At 64.5% G+C, this 21,444-nt stretch carries 19 protein-coding genes; 11 read left to right on the forward strand and 8 right to left on the reverse strand.

Annotation, left to right across the window (positions count from 1 at the left end):
- The first annotated feature begins 31 nt into the window (after nucleotides 1–31).
- The 5 genes from PCE31106_RS01295 (at nucleotide 32) to PCE31106_RS01315 (ending at nucleotide 5,559) form a co-directional block, all read left to right on the forward strand.
- On the forward strand, nucleotides 32–865 hold the full coding sequence (locus tag PCE31106_RS01295) for an ABC transporter permease (protein ID WP_254440876.1): 834 nt from the start codon (nucleotides 32–34) through the stop codon (nucleotides 863–865).
- Nucleotides 866–989: 124 nt separating this feature from the next.
- The gene (locus PCE31106_RS01300; protein WP_254440901.1) at nucleotides 990–2,000 is read left to right on the forward strand and encodes an ABC transporter substrate-binding protein; all 1,011 of its coding nucleotides are present in this window, start codon (nucleotides 990–992) and stop codon (nucleotides 1,998–2,000) included.
- Nucleotides 2,001–2,415: 415 nt separating this feature from the next.
- Entirely contained in the window at nucleotides 2,416–3,093 is a 678-nt protein-coding gene (locus PCE31106_RS01305; protein ID WP_130024602.1) for a response regulator, read from the forward strand.
- A complete protein-coding gene (locus tag PCE31106_RS01310; RefSeq protein WP_150562125.1) occupies nucleotides 3,090–4,466 on the forward strand; it encodes a sensor histidine kinase in 1,377 nt (458 codons plus the stop codon). The genes PCE31106_RS01305 and PCE31106_RS01310 overlap by 4 nt, the downstream gene beginning before the upstream one ends.
- A gap of 73 nt (nucleotides 4,467–4,539) precedes the next feature.
- A complete protein-coding gene (locus tag PCE31106_RS01315; RefSeq protein WP_150562126.1) occupies nucleotides 4,540–5,559 on the forward strand; it encodes an ABC transporter substrate-binding protein in 1,020 nt (339 codons plus the stop codon).
- A gap of 96 nt (nucleotides 5,560–5,655) precedes the next feature.
- Here the strand turns inward: PCE31106_RS01315 and PCE31106_RS01320 are convergent, their stop codons facing one another.
- Nucleotides 5,656–7,104 (reverse strand): aminotransferase-like domain-containing protein, encoded by a 1,449-nt coding sequence (locus tag PCE31106_RS01320; protein WP_150562127.1) that lies wholly within the window; start codon nucleotides 7,102–7,104, stop codon nucleotides 5,656–5,658.
- Nucleotides 7,105–7,292: 188 nt separating this feature from the next.
- Here PCE31106_RS01320 and aptA point away from each other — a divergent pair, with 188 nt between their 5' ends.
- The gene (gene aptA / locus PCE31106_RS01325) at nucleotides 7,293–8,621 is read left to right on the forward strand and encodes an omega-aminotransferase AptA (RefSeq protein ID WP_017234038.1); all 1,329 of its coding nucleotides are present in this window, start codon (nucleotides 7,293–7,295) and stop codon (nucleotides 8,619–8,621) included.
- Nucleotides 8,622–8,743: 122 nt separating this feature from the next.
- The gene (locus tag PCE31106_RS01330; RefSeq protein WP_017234039.1) at nucleotides 8,744–10,270 is read left to right on the forward strand and encodes a CoA-acylating methylmalonate-semialdehyde dehydrogenase; all 1,527 of its coding nucleotides are present in this window, start codon (nucleotides 8,744–8,746) and stop codon (nucleotides 10,268–10,270) included.
- 151 nt (nucleotides 10,271–10,421) lie between these two features.
- Here the strand turns inward: PCE31106_RS01330 and pxpA are convergent, their stop codons facing one another.
- Genes pxpA through PCE31106_RS01350 form a run of 4 tightly spaced genes read right to left on the reverse strand, consistent with a single transcriptional unit; the run spans nucleotide 10,422 to nucleotide 13,452 of the window.
- Nucleotides 10,422–11,168, reverse strand: a complete 747-nt coding sequence (gene pxpA / locus PCE31106_RS01335) for a 5-oxoprolinase subunit PxpA (protein WP_150562128.1) — start codon at nucleotides 11,166–11,168, stop codon at nucleotides 10,422–10,424.
- Nucleotides 11,169–11,210: 42 nt separating this feature from the next.
- Nucleotides 11,211–12,221: a 5-oxoprolinase subunit C family protein gene (locus tag PCE31106_RS01340; RefSeq protein ID WP_150562129.1), complete on the reverse strand. Its 1,011-nt coding sequence runs from the start codon at nucleotides 12,219–12,221 to the stop codon at nucleotides 11,211–11,213.
- The gene (gene pxpB, locus PCE31106_RS01345; RefSeq protein ID WP_150562130.1) at nucleotides 12,218–12,871 is read right to left on the reverse strand and encodes a 5-oxoprolinase subunit PxpB; all 654 of its coding nucleotides are present in this window, start codon (nucleotides 12,869–12,871) and stop codon (nucleotides 12,218–12,220) included. Before pxpB ends, PCE31106_RS01340 begins: the two co-directional genes overlap by 4 nt.
- Nucleotides 12,868–13,452: a 5-formyltetrahydrofolate cyclo-ligase gene (locus PCE31106_RS01350; protein ID WP_150562131.1), complete on the reverse strand. Its 585-nt coding sequence runs from the start codon at nucleotides 13,450–13,452 to the stop codon at nucleotides 12,868–12,870. Before PCE31106_RS01350 ends, pxpB begins: the two co-directional genes overlap by 4 nt.
- A 111-nt stretch (nucleotides 13,453–13,563) precedes the next feature.
- Between PCE31106_RS01350 and PCE31106_RS01355 the strand changes: the two genes are divergently transcribed.
- The 4 genes from PCE31106_RS01355 (at nucleotide 13,564) to PCE31106_RS01370 (ending at nucleotide 18,528) form a co-directional block, all read left to right on the forward strand.
- Nucleotides 13,564–15,570: a lytic transglycosylase domain-containing protein gene (locus PCE31106_RS01355; RefSeq protein ID WP_150562132.1), complete on the forward strand. Its 2,007-nt coding sequence runs from the start codon at nucleotides 13,564–13,566 to the stop codon at nucleotides 15,568–15,570.
- 51 nt (nucleotides 15,571–15,621) lie between these two features.
- A complete protein-coding gene (locus PCE31106_RS01360) occupies nucleotides 15,622–16,572 on the forward strand; it encodes a complex I NDUFA9 subunit family protein (protein ID WP_150562133.1) in 951 nt (316 codons plus the stop codon).
- 64 nt (nucleotides 16,573–16,636) lie between these two features.
- Nucleotides 16,637–17,281 carry a glutathione S-transferase family protein gene (locus tag PCE31106_RS01365; RefSeq protein WP_150562134.1) on the forward strand — a complete coding sequence of 215 codons (645 nt, stop codon included), beginning with the start codon at nucleotides 16,637–16,639 and terminating at the stop codon, nucleotides 17,279–17,281.
- A complete protein-coding gene (locus tag PCE31106_RS01370) occupies nucleotides 17,278–18,528 on the forward strand; it encodes a multifunctional CCA addition/repair protein (RefSeq protein WP_150562135.1) in 1,251 nt (416 codons plus the stop codon). The genes PCE31106_RS01365 and PCE31106_RS01370 overlap by 4 nt, the downstream gene beginning before the upstream one ends.
- Nucleotides 18,529–18,587: 59 nt before the next feature.
- On the opposite strand, the gene PCE31106_RS01375 is transcribed toward PCE31106_RS01370, so the two are convergent.
- The 3 genes from PCE31106_RS01375 to PCE31106_RS01385 all read right to left on the reverse strand — a co-directional run bounded on the left by PCE31106_RS01375 (nucleotide 18,588) and on the right by PCE31106_RS01385 (nucleotide 21,212).
- On the reverse strand, nucleotides 18,588–19,481 hold the full coding sequence (locus tag PCE31106_RS01375) for a glutamate/aspartate ABC transporter substrate-binding protein (RefSeq protein ID WP_174974941.1): 894 nt from the start codon (nucleotides 19,479–19,481) through the stop codon (nucleotides 18,588–18,590).
- A gap of 292 nt (nucleotides 19,482–19,773) precedes the next feature.
- Nucleotides 19,774–19,968, reverse strand: a complete 195-nt coding sequence (locus PCE31106_RS01380; protein WP_017235747.1) for a DUF2905 domain-containing protein — start codon at nucleotides 19,966–19,968, stop codon at nucleotides 19,774–19,776.
- Nucleotides 19,969–19,997: 29 nt separating this feature from the next.
- Nucleotides 19,998–21,212: a class I SAM-dependent methyltransferase gene (locus tag PCE31106_RS01385; protein ID WP_017235746.1), complete on the reverse strand. Its 1,215-nt coding sequence runs from the start codon at nucleotides 21,210–21,212 to the stop codon at nucleotides 19,998–20,000.
- Between the last annotated feature and the right edge of the window lie 232 nt (nucleotides 21,213–21,444).

The raw sequence follows: 21,444 nt of genomic DNA on the forward strand, positions 1-21,444 counted from the left end.
GCTTAACGGCGCGTTGGCAGGAAGCGATTCGGTGACGGTGGCGGCCGCCGCGCGACGCAAGGCACAGCGCCGCAAGAACCTGGTTTGGTTGGGGCGCGCAACCCTGTTCGTACTGTTGGTCGGCGGCTGGCAGCTGTTTGCATCCTGGGGAGTCATCGACCCATTCTTCTTCGGATCGCCGAGCGGGATCGTCGCTCGACTCATTGAATGGGCGCGCAGCGGGACAGCTTACGGCTCAATTTGGCTGCAGATCTGGGTCACGATCGAAGAGTCGCTCCTCGGCTTTATTGCAGGCGTGACGTCCGGCATCCTGTTCGGCGTGCTGTTGGGCGAGATCCCGTATCTGGCAGACGTGGTCGGCCCATTCATCAAGATCGTCAACGCGCTGCCGCGGATCGTGCTGGGCTCGGTGCTCGTCATGTGGCTGGGGCTCGGCATGCCGTCGAAGGTGGTGCTGGCCGCCGTCCTCGTGTTCTTTGTCGTGTTCTTCAACGCGTTCCAGGGCGTGCGCAGCGTGGATCGCAACCTGATCGCCAACGTGCGCATTCTGGGCGGATCGCGCTTCGATGTCATCGCGAACGTCGTCTTCCCGTCCGCGATGACGTGGATTATCGCGAGCCTGCACGTCGCCTTGGGTTTCTCGATCATCGGGGCCATCGTCGGTGAATTTCTGGGCGCGCAGCAAGGCCTGGGCCTGGTGATCGCGACGGCCCAGAACACGTTCGACGCCAATGGTGTCTTCGGCGCGATGCTGATCATCGGTGTCGTCGCGCTCAGCGCGGAAGTGTTGATGGCCATGCTGGAAAAGCGACTGCTTTCCTGGCAGCCCCCAACGGGCGCCGATAGCAACATGCCGGGTGTTTGACCCCGCCCAACTTATGCAACACGAGTGGAAACCACCGACCAGGGATCGCCTCGCGCAATCCCGAATATCCAAGGAGATGAGAGTCATGAAACAGAAATCACACGCAGTAAAGCTTTTGGCGGGCGTGCTGTGCGCCGTGGGCCTGATCAGCGGTCACGCCATGGCGGCCACGCTACCCAAAGTGAGCATGATGATCGGCGGGATCGACAAGCAGATCTATCTGCCGTACCAACTCGCGCAGAATCTCGGCTTCTTCAAGAAGTACGGCGTTGACATGCAGTTGAGCACGGAAACGGCCGGCGGTGTTGGCGCGGAAGAGGCCGTGGTGTCCGGGCAGGTCGAGATGGCGGGGGCCTGGTACCTGCATACCATCGATTTCCAGCAGCATGGCAAGAACGTGATCGGCATCGTCCAGCTCAGCGGCGCGCCGGGCGAACGAGAAATGTGTGCGACTGACTCAGGCGTCAAGACGCCGGCCGACTGGAAAGGCAAGGTGGTGGGCGTGACCGACGTCGGGTCGGGAACCGACGACCTGACGCTCTACCTTGCCGCCCGCTACCACCTGACGTCAAAAGACTTCACCCGCGTAGGCGTTGGTGCGGGGCCGACCCTGATCGGTGCGCTCAAGCACAACCGAATTGTCTGCGGAATGACGACTCAACCGACCGTCAACGCCGTCGAGAAAATGCGTCTCGGCTACTCCGCGATCGATCTTGCCACCGGCCCGGGCGTCAACAAGTGGCTGGGCGGCTACTGGCCGACGGCCAGCGTGCTTGCGCGAGGCGAGTGGGTACAGGCACACCCGGTTGAAACGCAGGCCGTTGTCAACGCGATGGTCGCCACCATGCACTGGATCCATACGCATAGCGCCGCGGAGATCGCAGATCATCTGCCAAAGGATTTCGTCAGCAATCAGCTGTCGAGCAAGGAGGAATACATCAAAGCGCTCGAGCAGGACAAGGGCCAGTTTCTGCCGGATGGCCTGATGCCGAAGGGCGGCCCCGAAACCGTCCTCGCCGTGGAAAAGCTGGCCGGCAAGATCGCTAAGCCGATCAATCTCGACGCGACGTACACAAATGACTTCGCGATCAAAGCCAATACGCTGCTGGCGAGCGAAGCCAAGGGAGGGAAATAACCGATTGCCTGAATCGGAAGGGGCACGTAATTTGCTGCCAAATGCCCCTTTCCGCAAAAAATGACGTCTGACAGGAGCTGTCTGCGCTTGCGCGGATACCTCCTGATCGGCGCAGCGTGAGCGACCGCGAGGAAACGGTGCGAGACGAACATTCGGCGCAAGTGCGGCACTCGGGTGAAACGCGCCCAAGCCGCGGCTTCGCCAAGACGACTTGAAGTCCGACGTCGCTTGGCCAGTCGAATATCCCTGAGTCGAGAAACCCGGGATCATCGATCACCGTCCTTTGCGAGATTCGTGATCTCTGCAGGCGACGTTTCGTCCCGCTACGTGCGACCCGCCGCTGTCCTGTCGCTTGTTTTGCGCAACCGGAGGCGGATTGCCGACACAGTTTCTGCGTGGACTGTTTAATAGCTCGATGAAACTACTACTTGTAGAAGACAACCTGGAATTTGCGCTCTGGCTCAGCAAGGCATTGCAGGCAGAGCGCTTTACTGTCGAGTGCGTGCATGACGGCTCGACAGCGATTCATCACATCGAGCAGTCGCAGTACGATTTGTTGTTGCTCGACCTTCGTCTGCCGGGCATGGATGGGCGCAGCGTGTTGCGCAACATCCGTCGGCGGCGCAACGATATGCCGGTGCTGGTCGTGACGGCCAACGCCTCGGTTGACGCCAAGGTCGACTGTCTGGATCACGGTGCGGATGACTATGTGGACAAGCCGTTCGAACTGAGGGAACTCGTTGCGCGCATCAAGGCGCTGATTCGGAGGCGGGGGCGTAGCAGCCAATCGATCGTGCAATGCGCCGATTTGCAGTTCGATCTGGATACCCACGAGTTCCGGGCAGCGGGCCTGCCGCTCGAGCTGACGCTGCGCGAGCACGATGTGCTTGAAACGCTGATGCTGCGCCAGGGCAAGACGGTCACGAAGGCGCAGTTGATGGTCAAGGTATTCGATCTTGGCAGCGAGGCGAGCGAAAACGCCATCGAGACCTACGTGCACCGTCTGCGCCGCAAGCTTGCGGGCTCCCAGGCACGTATCCTCACCCTGCGCGGCTTGGGCTACTTGTTGCGCGATGCCGGCGCAACGACATGAACCAGTTGCGCGTTCGCCTGTTGCTGTGGGTTCTGGTGCCCATGACACTGGTATTGGCGTTGATGGCGGGGCTGTCGTTGGAGAATGCGCGCAGCACCGCGCGCCTGGTTCAGGACCGCCGGCTGCTGGCGTCCGCCGAGGTGATGGCCGGGCAGGTGCGCTGGCAGGACGAACGATTGAGCGCAGAAACACCGCCGGCAGCACTCCGGATGTTCGCTTCACGGGCGCAGGATCGCGTCTATTTCCAGGTGCGCGCAACCCCCGGCGAACTGCTCGCCGGCTGGCCGGATCTGCCCCAAGGCGCTGCGCCGGATAATGGCGCCCCTTCTTATAGCGATATTCAGTACCGCGGCAATGACCTGCGCATGGTGACGCTGATGCGCCGCGTGTACCGGAACGGACACACGACATCCGTGTCGGTGAGCGTAGCCGAGAGCCACAACGCCTTCCATCGACTGATCGCCACGCTATGGCGGCCTGTCCTTATCCAGGAGTCGGTGCTGCTCGCGGTGGCGCTGGCGCTCATGATCGTCGGATTGACGCTCGAACTGAGGCCGCTTTTGTTGCTTCGCAGAGATTTGGAAGCGCGCGAAACGGACGATCTGACGCCGCTGGAAACAGTGCAGTTGCAAGGCGAGCTGCAACCCATCGTCGAGACGATCAATCAATACGCAACGCGTCTGACCGCACAGGTCAACATACAGAAAAGGTTTGTCGCAGACGCGGCGCACCAGCTGCGCACGCCGGTCGCGCTTGTCAGCACCCAACTCGACTACGCCACCCACCTTGCCGTCGATCCCGAGTTGAAGGAAACCCTTCGCGCCGTGCGTGCATGCACCCGGCGTCTCAAGGATCTCATCAACCAGTTGCTGAGCCTCTCTCACGCGGAAGCCGCTCGCGGCACCCATCTGCCGCGTCAGAACGTGAATCTGCTCGAATTGACGCAGCAGGTACTGGTTGACCTGTCGCTGCTGGCGGATGACAGGGGTATCGATCTCGGCTTGAGTTCGAGCAGTACAGACGTTTGCGTGAAGTCTTATCCAGCGCTGGTCCACGCGCTACTTTTCAATCTGGTGGATAACGCGGTGCGCTATACGCCGCGCGGAGGCAATGTGACCGTCCATGCAGGGCTTGCGGGTGCGGACGCCATTCTGCAGGTGGACGACACGGGGCCGGGCATATCGGACGCACTCAAGCCGCATGTCTTCGAGCGCTTCAGCCGCGGTAACGTTTCCGACAACAATGGGTTCGGGCTCGGCCTCGCCATTGTCAACGAGGCGGCAAAGGCTTGCGGCGGTGTCGTCGAGTTGTCGAGCCGGCCGGGCGGCGTCGGACTCAATGCCGTTGTCCGATTGCCGGCAAACGTAACGTAGCGCGCCTCTGGATATAGACGGCATGCCTCGCAGCAATGCCGCCTGACTTTATACAGCGTACACGGGAACAAGCATGAGCACTTTGAGGCGTATTGCCGTCACGACGGTCATGATGGCCGGATTCTGTTCGCTCGCGAGCGTCGTCCACGCCGCAGAGAAGATCACGATCATGGTCGGCGGCGAGGACAAGATCATCTATTTGCCCGTGTTGTTGGCGACGCGGCTTGGCTACTTCGCAAAGCAGGGGCTGGATGTCGCCGTCGTCACGGAGCCGGCCGGGGTCAATGCCGAGAACGAGATGATTGCCGGCTCGGTGCAGGGCGTGGCGGGTTTCTACGACCACACCATCGATCTGCAAAGCAAGGGGGCCGAAGTCGAATCCGTGGTGCAGTTCTCCAACGTGCCTGGCGAGGTAGAGCTGGTTTCAACCACCCAACAGGAAACGATTGGCTCGCTGATCGACTTTCAGGGAAAGTCGCTAGGCGTGACCGGGCTCGGTTCGTCGACCGATTTCCTGACCCAATATCTGGCAAGCAAAGTGGGTCTTGATAGAGATGATTATCGTCTGGTGCCGGTCGATGCCGGCAAGACTTTCATTTCTGCCATGCGACAACATCTGATCGTCGCCGGTATGACGACCGATCCCACCGCGGTTGAACTGCTATCGACGGGCGAGGCCAAGGTGCTGGTGGATCTGCGCACCGAAGCGGGCACGCGTGATGCCCTCGGCGACATCTATCCTGCGGCATGTATTTACATGCCCACGGCTTGGGTCGATGCACATCGGGACGAGACGGGACGGCTGGTCAAAGCGATTGTCGGCGCACTGCGATACCTGCATGCTCACAGTGCCGAGCAAATCGTCGATCTGTTGCCGCGTAATTACTACAACGGCAAAAGGACACTGTATGTCGCTGCCATGAAGTCATTTTTGCCTATGTTCACGAGCGACGGGCGTATGCCTGCGGGCGGACCGCAAGCTGTGCTGAAGGTGTTGTCCGCGATTATGCCAGCGGTGAAAGCGGCCGACATCGACTTGTCGAAGACGTACACTGCCGCCTTCGTCGAGAGCGCTGCCAAGTCTGCCAAGTAACGGCGAAGCTGATGTTGCTGGCGAACCTTGGTCGGTTGGATGTCGACGGCATGTCGGCGGTCTCGCCAAGCAGATCGCATCGGCCGACACATGGCGTCAAGCCGCCAACTTCCCCGTCGCTGCCCGATCGAGAAAGCGGAACAGGCGTGCGTCGTCCGAATAGGCGACGTTGAAGCGGAACCAGCGGCAGGGCTCGTTGTGCGCCAGGAAGAACTCGCCCGGTGCCAACATGATGCTCTCAGACAGCGCCGCTTCGGCCAGTTCGCGAGCCGGTTGTGCCGTCTCCGGCAAGCTGCCGCACACGAACATCCCGCCTTCCGGCTGCGCGAGCAGCGTCACCCCGTGCGACTGCAACTGCGTGATGAGACGCGCGCGCGAACGTGTCAGCCGATCCGACAGTCTTTCGATATGCTTTCGGTGACGTCCCTCGGTGAGAATCGCATGCACGATGCGCTCGTTGATTTCCGAGGACGTGAGGCCCGCCACCATCTTGCTGCGCGCGATCTCATGCGCGAGATCGCGCGAACACGCCAGATAGCCCACGCGCACGGACGGCGAAATTGTCTTCGAAAAGCTCGACACGTAGATCACGCGCGACAGGCCATCCATCGCCGCCAGTGACGGTGTGCCCGCCGGCGCCAGTTCCCGATAGATGTCGTCTTCAACGATCCAGAAACCATGCTGCTCGGCACACTGCAAGATGCGATGCGCCGCCGCCGGGGTGAGCGAGGTGCCCAACGGATTCTGCAACGCCGGATTCACGAACAGCGCGCGCGGACGGTGCGTCTGCGCCGCCTGCTCCAACGCGGCGAGATCCAGACCGGCCTCCGTGCGTGGAATGCCCACGACGTTGAGGCCCGCCAGACGCAACACCGCCAGCAGATTGCAGTACGCCGGTGCCTCGACCAATACCGTATCGCCCGGCTTGAGCAGCGTGCGCACCACCAGATCGAGCGCCTGCGTCGCGCCATGCGTGAGCACGATGTGCTCGGGCGGCGCGTCGATGGACAATTCGCCGAGGCGCCGCGCCAGCCACTGACGCAACGGCCCATATCCCCGCGGATGTCCGTAATGCGCGAAATGCGCGCCCGGCCCCTTCGAGAGCGAACGTAGCGCGCCATGCAGCCCGTCTTCGTCGAGCCAGCTGTCAGGCAACCATCCGCAGCCGCTCTTCACCGCGATCGCGTCGTCCGCGAAGATCTCGGAAAGCAGCCACGCATTGGTGACTTCGCTGGCCGTGGTGCTCACCGCCAGCGCCCCGCCGGGGCTGGTCGGCCCCGCGTCTCGCGCGTCGGCCGCCCCCGCGACAAAGAAGCCCGCGCCGCGCCGGGCCACGAGCGTGCCGCGCGCGACGAGCCGGTCATACGCCTCGACCACCGTGAACGTGCTGATGCCGTGCGCCTTGGCCAGTGACCGGATCGACGGCATGCGCATGCCGCCGTGCAGCGTCTGACGCTGTAACGCTCGCTCGACCTCCCGCACGATCTGATCGACGAGCGCCTCCGGTTGGGCGCGGTTCAGGGAAAAGGCAAGCGGTTGGACCATGGTATCGGGGCATCGGCTGTTGCCAATACAGTTGAGGCGATTGACCAATACAGAATATACATTTTACGAGTAACTGTACATGTCTGTATCGGTTCGTCTCTCGTAGGATCGATCCCATCCACCCGTGGCGCGCCGTCGTGCCGAGCGCGGGACATTCTGATCGAGCCAAGCTCTGGGGAGACCCCGCGATGAACATGAAAGACCTGAATCTCGACATGACGGCGTTCTGGATGCCGTTCACCAACAACCGTCAGTTCAAAAGCTCGCCGCGCCTGTTGGTGAAGGCCGAGGGCATGTATTACACGTCGTCGGACAATCGCAAGATTCTCGACGGCACCGCCGGTCTGTGGTGTGTGAACGCCGGCCACTGTCGCACCGAGATTGTCGAGGCGATCCGCCAGCAGGCCGGTGAGATGGACTTTGCACCGACGTTCCAGATGGGACACCCGAAGGCGTTCGAGGCCGCGAGCAAGATCGCCGCGATCACGCCGCAGGGGCTCGATCGCATTTTCTTCACGAACTCGGGCTCGGAGTCGGTCGACACCGCCCTGAAGATCGCCCTGGCCTACCATCGTGCGCGCGGCGAAGGCCAGCGCACACGGCTCATCGGTCGCGAGCGCGGTTATCACGGTGTGGGCTTCGGCGGGATTTCGGTCGGCGGCATCTCGCCGAACCGCAAGGCCTATTCGGGGCAACTGCTGCCGGCGGTCGACCATCTGCCGCACACGCTCAACATCAAGGAGGCGGCCTTCACGAAGGGGCAGCCGGCCTGGGGCGCCCATCTGGCCGACGAACTCGAACGTTTGGTGACGCTGCACGACGCGTCGACCATCGCCGCCGTGATCGTCGAGCCGCTCGCCGGTTCGACCGGGGTGCTGGTGCCGCCTCACGGCTATCTGCAAAAGCTGCGCGAGATCTGCGACAAGCACGGCATTCTGCTGATCTTCGACGAAGTCATCACCGGACTTGGCCGCCTGGGCAAGCCGTTCGCCGCCCAGTATTTCGGCGTGACGCCGGACATCATGACGATGGCCAAGGGCGTGAACAATGCCGCCGTTCCGATGGGCGCCGTCGCGGTGAAGACGGGCGTGCACGACACCATCGTCGACGCCGGTAACTCGGGCGCGATCGAGTTCTTCCACGGCTATACCTACTCGGGTCATCCGCTGGCCGCCGCCGCGGCGTGCGCCGCGCTCGATCTGTACAAGAGTGAAGGCCTGTTCGAACGCGCCGCAACGCTTGCGCCGCATTTCGAGAAGGTCATTCACGGTCTGCGCGATCTGCCGAACGTCATCGACATCCGGAACCTCGGGATGGTCGGCGGCATCGAGCTGTCCAACCGCGACGGCAAGCCGGGCGCACGCGCGCATGAAATCTTCGTCAAGTGCTTCGAGAAGGGCGCACTGGTGCGTTACACGGGCGACATCCTGGCGTTCTCGCCGCCGCTGATCATCAGCGAAGCGCAGATCGACGAGTTGTTCGGCATCGTGTCGGAAGCCATTCGCGAGACGGCGTAAGCGACATCCACAGCAAGGCTGGGCGGCCGCCGCGCGACGCCCCGCCATCCATCAGACAGTCAGGGCGAACGCCCGCCTCGGGCGGCCGCTCGCCCACCGACAGCGTTTTCACGGACATCGACATGAATCAACGAGTGAGCACCGAACGTATCGAGCATTGGATTGGCGGCGCAAGCGTCGCGTCTGGAGAAGCCGATCGCCGCTTCGGCGAAGTGACGAACCCGGCCACCGGCGAAGTTATCCGCCAGGTAGCCCTGGGCGGCGCGACGGATGTCGCGGGCGCCGTGGCGGCCGCACGCGCCGCCTTGCCCGGCTGGCGTGCCACGCCGCCGATGAAGCGCGCCCGCGTGATGATGAAGTACCGCGAGCTGCTCGAAACGCATCGCGAAGCACTCGTGCAACTGATCACGCAGGAACATGGCAAGACGCTCGACGACGCCCGCGGCGAAGTCACGCGCGGTATCGAAGTGGTCGAATTCGCCATGGGCATCCCGCAGTTGCTCAAGGGCGAGATCGCGCCACAGGTGGGCACGGGCGTGGACACGTATTCGATTCACCAGCCGGTCGGCGTCTGCGCGGGCATCACGCCGTTCAACTTCCCCGCGATGGTGCCGCTGTGGATGTTCCCGATGGCCGTGGCCTGCGGCAACACCTTCGTGCTCAAGCCGTCGGAGAAGGTGCCCTCGGCGGCGCTGTTGCTCGCGCGCCTGGCCAAGGACGCCGGGCTGCCCGACGGTGTTCTCAACGTCGTGAATGGCGACAAGGCGGCGGTCGATGCGCTGCTCACGCATCCGGACGTGAACGCCGTGTCGTTCGTCGGCTCGACGCCGATCGCCCAATACATCTACAGCACGGCGTCGGCGCACGGCAAGCGCGTGCAGGCGCTCGGCGGCGCGAAGAACCATGGCGTGGTGATGCCGGACGCCGACCTCGATTTCACCGTCGATGCGCTGATCGGCGCCGCATACGGTTCGGCGGGGGAGCGTTGTATGGCGATCTCGGTGGCCGTGGCCGTCGGCGACGTGGCGGATGCGTTGGTGGCGCGTCTGGCGCAAGCCGCGACGTCGCTGCCGGTCGGCGACGGGGCCGACCCCGTCGCGCAGATGGGGCCGCTGATTACCCGCGCGCATTGCGATAAGGTGCGCGGCTATGTCGACGCCGGTGTCGGCGAAGGTGCAAAGCTCGTGGTGGACGGCCGTGGCCTCAAGGTCGCGCAGCGCGACGACGGCTTCTTCATCGGCCCGTGCCTGTTCGACAACGTGACGCCGGAGATGTCGATTTATCGCCACGAGATTTTCGGGCCAGTGCTGGCCGTGGTGCGTGTGAAGACGCTGGAAGAAGCGATCGCGCTCATCAACCGTAATCCGTACGCCAACGGCACGGCGGTGTTCACGACGTCGGGCGGTGCCGCGCGGCGCTTCGAAGACGAGATCGAAGTCGGCATGGTCGGCGTGAACGTGCCAATTCCGGTGCCGGTGTCGTACTTCTCGTTCGGCGGATGGCGCAATTCGCTGTTCGGCGACCAGCATATCTACGGACCCGAGTCGGTGCGCTTCTACACGCGCTCGAAGGTGGTCACGCGTCGCTGGTCGGAGGGACGCCCGGCGAATGCCGCGTCGTCGCTCGTCATGCCGACGCTCGGCCAATAACGGCGATCAAGCGGCGATCAGCAAAATCGACGCAATTGGCGATAACGCTGTGCCGCGCAGGTGCCGATGCTTGCCGGCAGCGAAATGAAAACGCCGTCCGGGGGAATGAACTGCCCTCGGACGGCGTTTTTGACTTGGGATGGCGGCGAAGTCAGGTCAGATGAACCGGCGCGACGTCGATGCCCTCGTCGAGCAGGAAGCCGCGAATGCGCCGTGCGAAATCGAGTGCGTGTTCGCCGTCACCGTGCAGACAGACGGTTTGCGCCCGAATCGGCACGAGCGTGCCGTCGATGGCGCGCACGCGTTGCTCGCGCACCATCATCAGCGTTTGGGCGAGCGCATCTTCCTCGCGCTCGATCAACGCGCCGGGCGTGCCACGTTTGACCAGCGAGCCGTCCGGGTTATAGCCCCGGTCGGCGAAGACTTCATCGACGGCCTGCATGCCGGCAGCCCGCGCCGCCTTCACCAACTCGCCGCCCGCCAGCCCGAAAATCGCCAGGTCGGTGTCGAACGCGCGAATGGCTTCGACGATCGTCTCGGCCAGTGCCGGGTCGCGCGCCGCCTGATTGTAGAGCGCACCGTGCGGCTTGACGTGCGAGAGCCAGCCGCCTTGGGCGCGCACGATCGCGGCGAGGGCGCCGATCTGATACAGCATGCCCGCGCGGATGTCGTCGAGCGGAAGCTGCATTTCCGTGCGGCCGAAATTTTCGCGGTCGGGAAAGCTCGGGTGCGCGCCGATGGCTACGCCGCACGCCACCGCCCAGCGCACTACCTGCTGCATCGTGCCCGCGTCGCCCGCGTGCCAGCCACACGCCACATTGGCCGAGCTGACCTGGGCGAGGAGTGCTTCGTCGTAGTTGCAACCTTCTCCGAGGTCGACGTTAAGATCGATTTTCATCCGGGATTCTCCTGCGGGGGACGACGATGCGCGGGCGTGGCGTCAGGCCTTGCGCGAGATGGCCGGCCGCCGCGATGTCGTCAGAATGCCGTGATCGTGCCACGCGAGCGCGCGCTCGATCTGGGCCAGATAGCGCCGCTGTTCGTGCAGCGCTTCGCGCGCCTCGGCCGCGCTGCATTCCGAAAAATACAATGTGCTGCCGAGCCGCGCCTGTCCGAGCCGCCACAGATCGGCGCTGATCACGACGCCGATCTTCGGGTAGCCGCCGGTGGTCTGGGCGTCGGCCATCAGAATGATCGGCTGCCCCGACGGCGGCACCTGAATCACCCCCGGCACCACACCGTGCGAGAGCAGATCGTGGCTGCGATTCTTCTTGCGCGCGAGCGGCTCCGGGCCCGACAGCCGGTAGCCCATGCGGTTGCTGTTGGGCGTGACGTGCCAGGGATTCTCCCAGAAGCCCTTGTGCGAGGCGGCCATGAAGTCGTCGTATTCCGGACCGGGCAGCACCCGCACGCGGTGCGCAAGCGGATCGGACAACCACACCGGCGGACGTACCCCCAACGGCGCGGCCTTGCGCGCGGCGGCGCTGGGTTGCCCGATGGCGATGCGGTCGCCGTCGCGCAGGGCACGGCCCTCGAAGCCGCCGAAGCCGGCCGCCAGATCGGTGCTGCGCGAGCCGAGTGTCTCGGGGACATCGACGCCGCCCGCCACGGCCAGATAAGTGCGCATGCCGAAGCGTGCCGGGCGCAACGTCAATGTCTGACCACGCGCGACGGGGAAGCGCCACCATGACCACACGGGGATGCCGTCGAGATCGGCATGGCAATCGGCACCGGCCAGCGCCACGAGGGTCGCGCTCGCAAAGCGCAGCACGCACGCCCCCATCGTGATTTCCAGCGTGGCGGCGTTGGGGTCGTTGCCCGCAAGACGGTTGGCGACGGTGCAGGCCAGCGCATCGACGGCGCCGCCGCTGGCAATGCCGAATTCACGCAGACGGGCGCGGCCCAGATCCTGGACCGTGGTGAGCAGGCCGGCACGCAGGATATCGATCACAGGTCGAGACTCGCGATGGTGAAGCGCACACGGTCGCCCGGCGCCAGCAAGGCGGGCGGTGTCGCGGTGGGGTCGAACAGCGCGCTGGACGTGTGGCCGATGATTTGCCAGCCGCCGGGGGAGGCGAGCGGATAGATGCCGGTCTGGTTGCCGCCGATGCCGACCGACCCCGCCGGTACCGACAGGCGAGGCTCGGCCCGGCGTGGCGTGGCAATCGACTCATCGAGCCCGCCCAGATAAGCGAAGCCCGGCTGGAAACCCAGGAAGTAGACGATGTATTCCGGTGCGGTATGACGTTGCACGACCGTCTTCGGTTGCAGACGTGCGTGCTTCGCCACGTCGGCAAGGTCTGGGCCGTGCTTGCCGCCGTAATGCACGGGGATCTCGATGTCGCGTCCGACTTCTCCGGCGACGGGCTGCGCCTGCCAGGCGTCACGCAGACGCTCGCTCAGCACGTCGATATCGGTGTCCAACGGGTCGAACACCAGCGTGAGGTTGTTCATGCCGGGCACGACGTCGCGCACGTGAGGCCAATCCTTCGCGAGGGCCGCCGCGTGCCAGACGCGGCGTTGGGACGCGAGCGTGGGCGAGGTGCCCGCTTCGCACACGAGCGCGCTGTCGCCGAGCGGCAGGATCTTGAGCGTTGTCATGGCGAGGGGGTCCCGGATTCGCGACGGTTGTCGTCGGCGCGCGCGAAGGTGGTCGATTCGGTCACGATGACGTCGAGCGCCAGATCGTGGGCTTCGGCCGTGAGACCGTCGATTTCGAGTGCGTCGTAAGCGATGCCGAGCGTTTGCGGGGCCGGGGACATCGAATGCAGGGTGCGGTCGTAGAAACCCCCGCCGTAGCCGAGTCGCAGGCCGTCGCGCGTAAAGCCCACGCAGGGAATCAACAGCAGGTCGGGCACGAGCACGTCGGCCTCGAGCGGGACGGGGATGCGGTAGCGGCCTTCCGTCATGCGGGTATCCGGGGTCCAGCGGTGAAAGACGAGCGGCGCGGCCGGGGCGGTCACGACCGGCAGTGCCGCCAGGCGCAACCCCTTGGGCGACGCCTGCGTGAGCCATGCCGAGATGACTTCGCGGGCGTCGAATTCGCCCTGAATCGGCCAGTAGAAGCCGACACAGCGCGGCGCGCGACGCGTCAGCTCGTCGGCCAGCCGGGCGGCGAGTGCGGCGTCGCGTGCGGCGCGTCCGGCGAGCGTGGTGCGCGTGTCGAGCAAGGCCTTGCGCAAACGTGCCTTTCCGGCGACCGATTCGGTCCCATTTCCGGACGTTTGGGCCGCCGGTTGGGCGGGGTCCCGTGCTATGCTTGGATTCACTTTTTACCCGACGCTCCCCCGAAGATGTCAGATCGTTTGACCCGAGTATATCGCGCCGTTGCGCTGGCCCTGACCGCTGCCACGCTCGTTGCCTGCAGCACGACCCAGGCAACCGGTCGCGCCAAGGCGCATTCGGCGGCAAGCCGTTCAACGGCATCTGCCGACCTGCTCTCGCAGCGCTCGCCCGACGACATCTTCGTGCAACTGCGCGAAGCGGCCCGCGCCAACGACGCGCCGCGCGCCACGGCGCTCGCGGCCATGCTCTCCGGCTACGACGTGCCGTCTTACGTCCAGTACTTCCAGATCAAGCCGCGCATGTTCGACCGCTCGGGCAAGGCGCTCATCGATGCTCCCGACGATGATATTCGTGCCTTCTTGCGCACGTATGACGGTCAGGCGATCGCCGACCGTCTGCGCAACGACTGGTTGCTGGTGCTGGGCAAGCGCCACGACTGGCAGACGTTCGACGCCGAATATCCGAAGTTCGTGCTCGACGACGACACACAGGTCAAATGCTACGCGCTGATGTCGCGTGCCGCGCGTGGCGAAAATGTCACGCAGGCCGCTACCGACCTGCTGACCACGCCGAAGTACTACGGCGAGGGTTGCGTCGACATGATCAATACGCTGGCCGCAAGCGGCCAGTTGCCGCGCAAGGAGGTCTGGCACCAGATTCGCCTGGCTTACGAGGAAAACTACACCTCGCTCGGCAAGCAGATCGCCGATGCGCTGGGCGCCACGCGCCCGGACGACAGCCTGCTCGACATGGCCGCCACGCGTCCGGCGCAGATTCTCGCGCGTGGGGTGGACGGCTCGGAAGCGTCGCGCCAGCTCACGCTGCTCGCCGTCGTGCGCATGGCCCGCAGCGACGCCATGCTGGCGGCGAGCAGTTTCTCCAGCGTCGCGGGCAGTCTGTCGCCGGACGAGCGCGCCATCGGCTGGGGCAGCATCGGCATGCGCGGGGCGTTGTCGCAGAATCCGATGGCGATTACCTGGTACCGTCAGGCCGGAAACGCCAAGCTCTCGGCGACGGCGCAGGAGTGGAAGATTCGTGCGGCGCTGCGCGCGGGCGACTGGAATCTCGTGCGCACCGGCATTGAAGCGATGCCGGCGGCGTTGCGCGACGACGGTGTCTGGACTTACTGGTACGGCCGTGCGCTGCGCGAAGCCGGGAAGGGCGATGCCGCGCGCGCGCAATTCCAGAAGATCGCCATGCAGCCCAACTTCTACGGACAACTGGCGAACGAGGAACTGGGCAACAAGACGTCGCTGCCACCGCGCACGACCGTCACCCAGGCCGAGGTCGATGCGAACCAGGCGAACGCCGGCTTCCGGCGCGCCGCGAAGTTCTACGATCTCGGTTTGCGTTTCGAAGGCAATCGCGAGTGGAATTGGGAACTGCGCAACATGACCGACCGCCAGTTGCTCGCCGCCGCACAGTACGCCAACCAGATCGAACTGTTCGACCGCACGGTCAACACGGCCGATCGCACGAAGGTCGAGCACGACTTCACGCTGCGCTACCTGATGCCGTTCCGCGACAAGGTGGAGCCGCTGGCCGCGGCGGTCGATCTTGACGAAGCGTGGGCCTACGGTCTGATCCGGCAGGAGTCGCGCTTCATCATCAATGCCCGCTCGTCGGTCGGGGCAGGCGGTCTGATGCAGATCATGCCGGCCACCGCGAAGATGGTCGCGCGGCAGATCGGCATGGACTACCAGCCGGGCATGATGCACGACATCGACACGAATATCCGTCTGGGCACGAGCTATCTGGCGGATATCTACAACAAGTTCGACGGCTCGGCGGTGCTGGCGTCGGCCGGTTACAACGCCGGCCCGGGACGTCCGCGCACGTGGCGCTCCACGCTGGATCGTCCGGTCGAGGGGGCCATCTTCGCCGAGACGATCCCGTTCAACGAGACGCGCACCTATGTCGAGAACGTGTTGTCGAACACCACGTACTACTCGGCCCTGATCACGGGTCGTCCGCAATCGCTCAAGGAGCGGCTCGGCATCATTCTGCCCCAGTGACCCGGCAGCGGTCGGAGCCGCGAACCCACCGTCATGTCGCGGAGGTGACGCATGCGCCATAACGTTTGTGTCGTGGGTGGCACCGGCTTCGTCGGTAGCCATCTGGTGGCCCGGCTGGTGTCGATGGGATACGCCGTGCGCCTGCCAACGCGGCGCGTCGACGCCGCCAAGGCGCTCGGCGTGCTGCCGGGTGTGGAACTCGTCGAATGCGACGTGCACGATCCGCGCGCGCTGGAGCGCGTGATCGCGGGCAGCGACGCGGTCATCAATCTCGTGGGCATTCTGCACAGCGACCGTGGCACGCCCTATGGCCGCGCGTTCGCGCGCGCACACGTCGAGCTGCCGCGCAAGATCGCGCAAGCGTGCAGCGACCGGGGCATCGCGCGGCTCATCCACATGAGCGCCCTGGGCGCCGATTCGAATGGCCCGAGCATGTACCAGCGCTCGAAGGGCGACGGCGAAGTCGCAATTCGAGCGACGGGCATTCCCGTCACGATCTTTCGTCCGTCGGTGGTGTTCGGTCCGGGCGACCACTTTCTGAATACCTTTGCGGCGCTGCAGCGGCGTTTGCCCGTTGTGCCGCTCGCGTGCGCCACGGCGCGCTTTCAGCCCATTTACGTGATGGATGTGGCGCAGGCCTTCGCGAGTGCGATCGACAACGACGCCACGCTTGGCAAGACGTACGAACTGGCCGGACCGGAGGTCTACACGCTTGAAGCGCTCGTTCGCTTTGCGGGCGCCGCGTGCGGCTGCGAGCGGCCGATCCTGCGATTGCCCGAGGGCGCCGCGCGCCTGCAGGCCGCCTTTTTCGAGCGGCTACCGGGCGAGCCGATCATCACGCGCGACAACCTCGATTCGATGCGTGTCGATAACGTCATGAGCGGCCCGCTGGCGCCCGAACTCGGGCTTGTGCCGAATGGGCTCGAGATTGCCGTCGATTATCTCGACGGCGATAGCGAGGAGCGTCGTCTGTCTGACTACCGGCGTTACGCGGGGCGCTGACACCTCACTCTTTTCAATCCGGCGCGTCACTCCCCGATGCGTCATGCGCGCAAGGAACGTCTTCATGCAACTGATCATTGCCAACAAGAGGTACTCGTCGTGGTCGATGCGTCCGTGGGTCGTGCTCAAGCACTTCGGCATCGCCTTCGAAGAATGCAAGGTCTGGCTCGCGCAGCCCGACTCGCGTGAACAGATTCTGCGCTATTCGCCCACCGGTAAAGTCCCGTGCCTGATCGACAACGGCATTACCGTCTGGGACTCGTTGGCCATCTGCGAGTACCTGGCCGAGAGCTATCCGCATCTGCCGCTATGGCCGAAGTCGCGTGAAGCGCGAGCCCATGCGCGCAGCGTTTGTGCCGAAATGCACAGCGGATTCACCGCCCTGCGCACGCATATGTGGATGAACGTCGGCGTGCATTGGCCGGGGGCAGCCGCGACGGATGAAGTGCTTGCTGATGTCCGTCGTATCGAAGCGATCTGGGAGGATTGCCTCGCGCGCTACGACGGCCCGTTCCTGTTTGGCGACTTCACCATTGCCGATGCGTTCTACGCCCCTGTGGTGATGCGTTTCGCAACGTTCGAGCCGGCGTTGTCGGCGCGCGCGCAGGCGTATGCCGATCGCATTCGCGAATTGGCGGCCGTGCAGGCGTGGGTGGCTGCGGGACGCGGCGAGACGCAGCGTGTGGCTTACTACGAAGCGCGTCCATGAAGATTTACGCGGTTGGCGGCGCGATTCGCGACGCCATGCTGGGTTTGCCGGTCAAGGACCGGGACTACGTGGTGGTGGGTGCGACGCCCGAGGAGATGGTGCGGCAGGGCTTCAAACCGGTCGGCCGGGACTTCCCCGTGTTTCTCCATCCCACGACGCAGGCCGAGTATGCGCTCGCCCGCACCGAGCGCAAGACGGCGCGGGGCTATCACGGATTTTCGTTCTACTTCGCCCCCGAAGTCACTCTCGAAGAAGACCTCGTGCGACGCGATTTCACCATCAATGCGATGGCGCGCGAGGTCATGCCCGACGGCAGTCTGTCGGATCAACTGGTCGATCCCTATGGCGGCCGGCGCGATCTGGAAGCGAGGCTGTTTCGCCATGTCGGCGAGGCCTTCGCGGAAGATCCCGTGCGGATTCTTCGGTGCGCCCGTTTTGCCGCGCGCTTCACGGATTTTTCGGTGGCCGACGAGACGCTCATGCTCATGCGCGAGATGACGGCCAACGGCGAGGTCGATGCGCTGGTGGCCGAGCGCGTCTGGCAGGAAGTTTCACGCGGGCTGATGGAGCATCGGCCGTCGCGCATGTTCGACGTCTTGCGCGCGTGTGGCGCGATCGATCGCGTTCTGCCCGAGGTGGCCCGGCTATGGGGGGTGCCGCAGCGCGCCGACTTCCATCCCGAAGTGGACACCGGCGTGCATGTGATGATGGTGCTCGACTACGCCGCGACGCAGGGCTATTCGCTGCCGGTACGCTTCGCCGCCCTCACGCACGATCTCGGCAAAGGCACCACGCCTGACGACGTGTTGCCGCGTCACATCGGCCATGAGGGGCGCAGTGTCGACTTGCTCAAGCCGTTGTGCGCGCGTTTGCGCGTGCCGGTCGATTGCCGTGAGCTGGCGCAGGTCGTGGCACGCGAGCATGGCAACATCCACGCAAGTCCGAAGTTTGGCGCGGCGGCGCTCGTGCGTCTGCTTGAGCGGTGCGACGCCCTGCGCAAGCCCGACCGGTTCGTGGAGATACTTCAGGCCTGCGAAGCCGATGCGCGTGGGCGCGGCGGGGATTTCGCCACGGCACCCTATCCGCAACGCGATCGGTTGATGGCGGCGCTTGGCGCGGCGCGCAGCATCGATGCGGGCGCGGTGGCGCGACGGTATGCCGACAATCCTGTGAAGATTCGCGACGCCGTGCAGGCCGCAAGAATCGATGCGGTCGAGGCGGCGGGGCTCGGGGGCGAGGGGAACTGAGTCGCTGGGGGCATGCGAGACGTTCGCGTCTGCGCATGCCCGCGACCTACGAAGGTCGCTTACTCGAACGCCTTGTCGTTCGGGTTCGCGTAGAGCTGCTTGAGCTGTTCGCTCATCGCGAAGTTGAAGTTGATCTGCTTCGGCGGCACCGGCGATTCGAACCACTTCTTGTACATCGCGTTGATCTCGCCGCTCTTCATCACGCCGGCGAGCGTGTCGTCGACGAGTTTCTTGAACTCGGTATCGCCGTGTCTCGTCATGAAACCGTAGGCCTCGAACGATTGCGGTGTGCCCGTGACGACCCAGTCGTCGGGGTTGCGGCCCATCGTGCGCGCGCCTGCGAGCAGCACGTCGTCCATCATGAACGCCTGCACGCGACCGCCCTGGAGCATGGTGAAGGATTCCCCATAGTCCTTGCCCGAGATCACGCTCATGTTCATCTTCTTCTCGTTGTTCATCCTGTTCAGGATGCGCTCCGACGTCGTGCCCGCATTGGTCACGACCGGCTTGCCCGCCAGATCCGGGAAGTCCTTGATGCCCGAGTGCTTGTTCACGAGCAACCGCGTGCCCGCGACGAAGAAGGTGTTCGAGAAATCGACCTGCGCCTGACGCGCCTTCAGGTTCGTCGTCACGCCGCACTCGATATCGACGGTGCCGTTCTGCACGAGGGCGATGCGGTTTTGCGAAGTGACGGGGATGAAGCGCACTTGCAGGTCAGGTTTCTTCAGGCGCGTCTTGACCGCATCGACGACCTTGTTGCACAGGTCCTGCGAATAACCGATGACGTTGTGATTGTTGTCGTAGTACGAAAACGGAATCGACGACTCGCGATGCCCAATCGAGATCACGCCGCTGCTCTCGATCTTCTGCAGCGTCGCCGAAGCGGGCTGCGCCTGCGCCGCTCCCGTGGCGACACCCATCGCTATGCCCAACATCATTCCGGTCAATCGCATCTTGATCATGTCCTGCTCCTGAAATGGCCTCACTTTGATTCATGATTGAATCATTTGTTGCATGGTAATTTTTTTGCAACAAATGATCAAATCGTAGTTAACCCTAGCGATGGCTGCCGTCCGGCGCGCCGCTGTGACGGCGACGCGCGCGGACATGCGTCGGGCCGGCGATCGGCCGCGAATCGGGGCCGCGGGTGGACGCGCGGAGCGGGGGCTGGCGGCGCCGGGGGAAACCGAGGGGCGCGTGTGGGGCTGACGGGCGCTGCAACAGGTGTTGCGTCGCCGCCGCTGGCTACAGCAGGCGAATCAGCAGATTGAAGACGAGCGAGAGCACGACGGTCGAGGCGAACGGGAACACCATCTCGCGGCCGCGCCAGCGAAGGCGCAGATCCCCGGGCAATCGACCGATGCCGAGCTTGGTAAGCCACGGCGAGGCCGCCGAGAGGATGCAGATCGCGATGAAGATCGTGAACATCCAGCGAAACATATCGGGGTGGCCTCGCGGTGAAGGGGGGGTCAGAGGGCGTGGCTGCGGTCGCCGGTGGCGAAGCCGAGCAGGCCCGCCCACTCGTCCATGCCGCGACCGAACGCGATGACCTTGAAGAGTTCGCCCATCTCGGCTTCCGAGAGCAGCTTCTGCGCGGCGGCGGCCGCCGGCAGGAACACCTTCGGATCGGACGGATCGAGCGCGCTCATCAGCTCGATGATGCCGGCGTTCATCAGGAATCGGGCTTGCGAGGTGAAGCCCAGCAGATCGAGACCGGCTTCGACACCGGCATCGGCAATCCCTGAAAACTCCACGTGAGCCGTGATGTCCTGCAAGCCGGGGTAATAGAACGGATCGTCGTGCGCGTGGTGGCGGTAGTGGCACATCAGGGTGCCGTCTGCGCGCTGCGGATGATAGTACTCGCGTGCGGGGAAGCCGTAGTCGACGAGCAGCAAGACTCCGCGCGCGAGCAGGGGGGCCACGCTGCGCACGAAAGCCGAGGCGGCTTCGTGGGTCTCCGTCCGATATTCCTGCGTCGGCGGCAGATCGGCCAGCGCGTCGAGGGCCTGCGGCAATGGGCCGGTATGGCGACGGGCTTCCCAGGCGAAACCGTCTTGCGTACGCACTACGCCGCGTTCGAACCAGACCGGCTGCCCGGCGTCGTCCGGGCGGCGTGTCCATAGGCGCACCGGCATGGCGTCGAGCACTTCGTTGCCGAGCATCACGCCGTGGAAGGCGTCGGGCAACCGATCGAGCCACGTGACGCGATCGAGCAGATGCGGCGCGGCGTTGGCGATGGTCTCGCGCTGGCGCGCTCGCAGCTCGCCGGAGAGTTCCATGATCGAGTAGCGCTCGCAGGGCGTGCCTTCGGCGTCGAGCGCGAGCAGCAGGTCGGCCGCAAGACGTCCGGACCCCGCGCCGAATTCCAGCACTTGCGCGTCGCCGGTTTGTTCGAAGATCTCACCGATCTGGCGGGCCAGCGTGCGCGCGAAGAACGGCGTGAGCTCCGGCGCGGTGACGAAGTCACTTCCGTCGGCGGCCAGGCGCCCGAATTTCGCGGCACCGGCAGCGTAATAACCGAGGCCGGGCGCATATAGCGCCAGTTCCATGAAGCGATCGAACGGCAGCCAGCCGCCGGCCGCGTCGATGGCGTCGGCAAGATAGGCCGTGAGGCGGCGCGAGTGTTCGAGCGCGTCCGGCTCGGGAACGGGTAAACTATGGGGTTTCGGTGCGGCCTGATTCATGCGGGCATTGTAGCGGAGACAGTGTCGGCTGGCTGCTTTGGTTGGCATTGACGCGTCTGCGGACGATTTCTGGGTAATTTTTGCCGGTTTTCGTCAATTTTCAGTCGTTTTTTCGCGGTTTTCGCCAGTGTTTGCGATGCATGTCCGTTGCATGGATGCTGCGCGAGGGCGTCGCGCGCGACGGCACCGAGCATTGATTCAAGCCCACCGCCGTCCGAAGTGCATCGACCCA

The sequence above is a fragment of the Pandoraea cepalis genome, from assembly GCF_902459665.1.
GTDB lineage: Bacteria > Pseudomonadota > Gammaproteobacteria > Burkholderiales > Burkholderiaceae > Pandoraea > Pandoraea cepalis.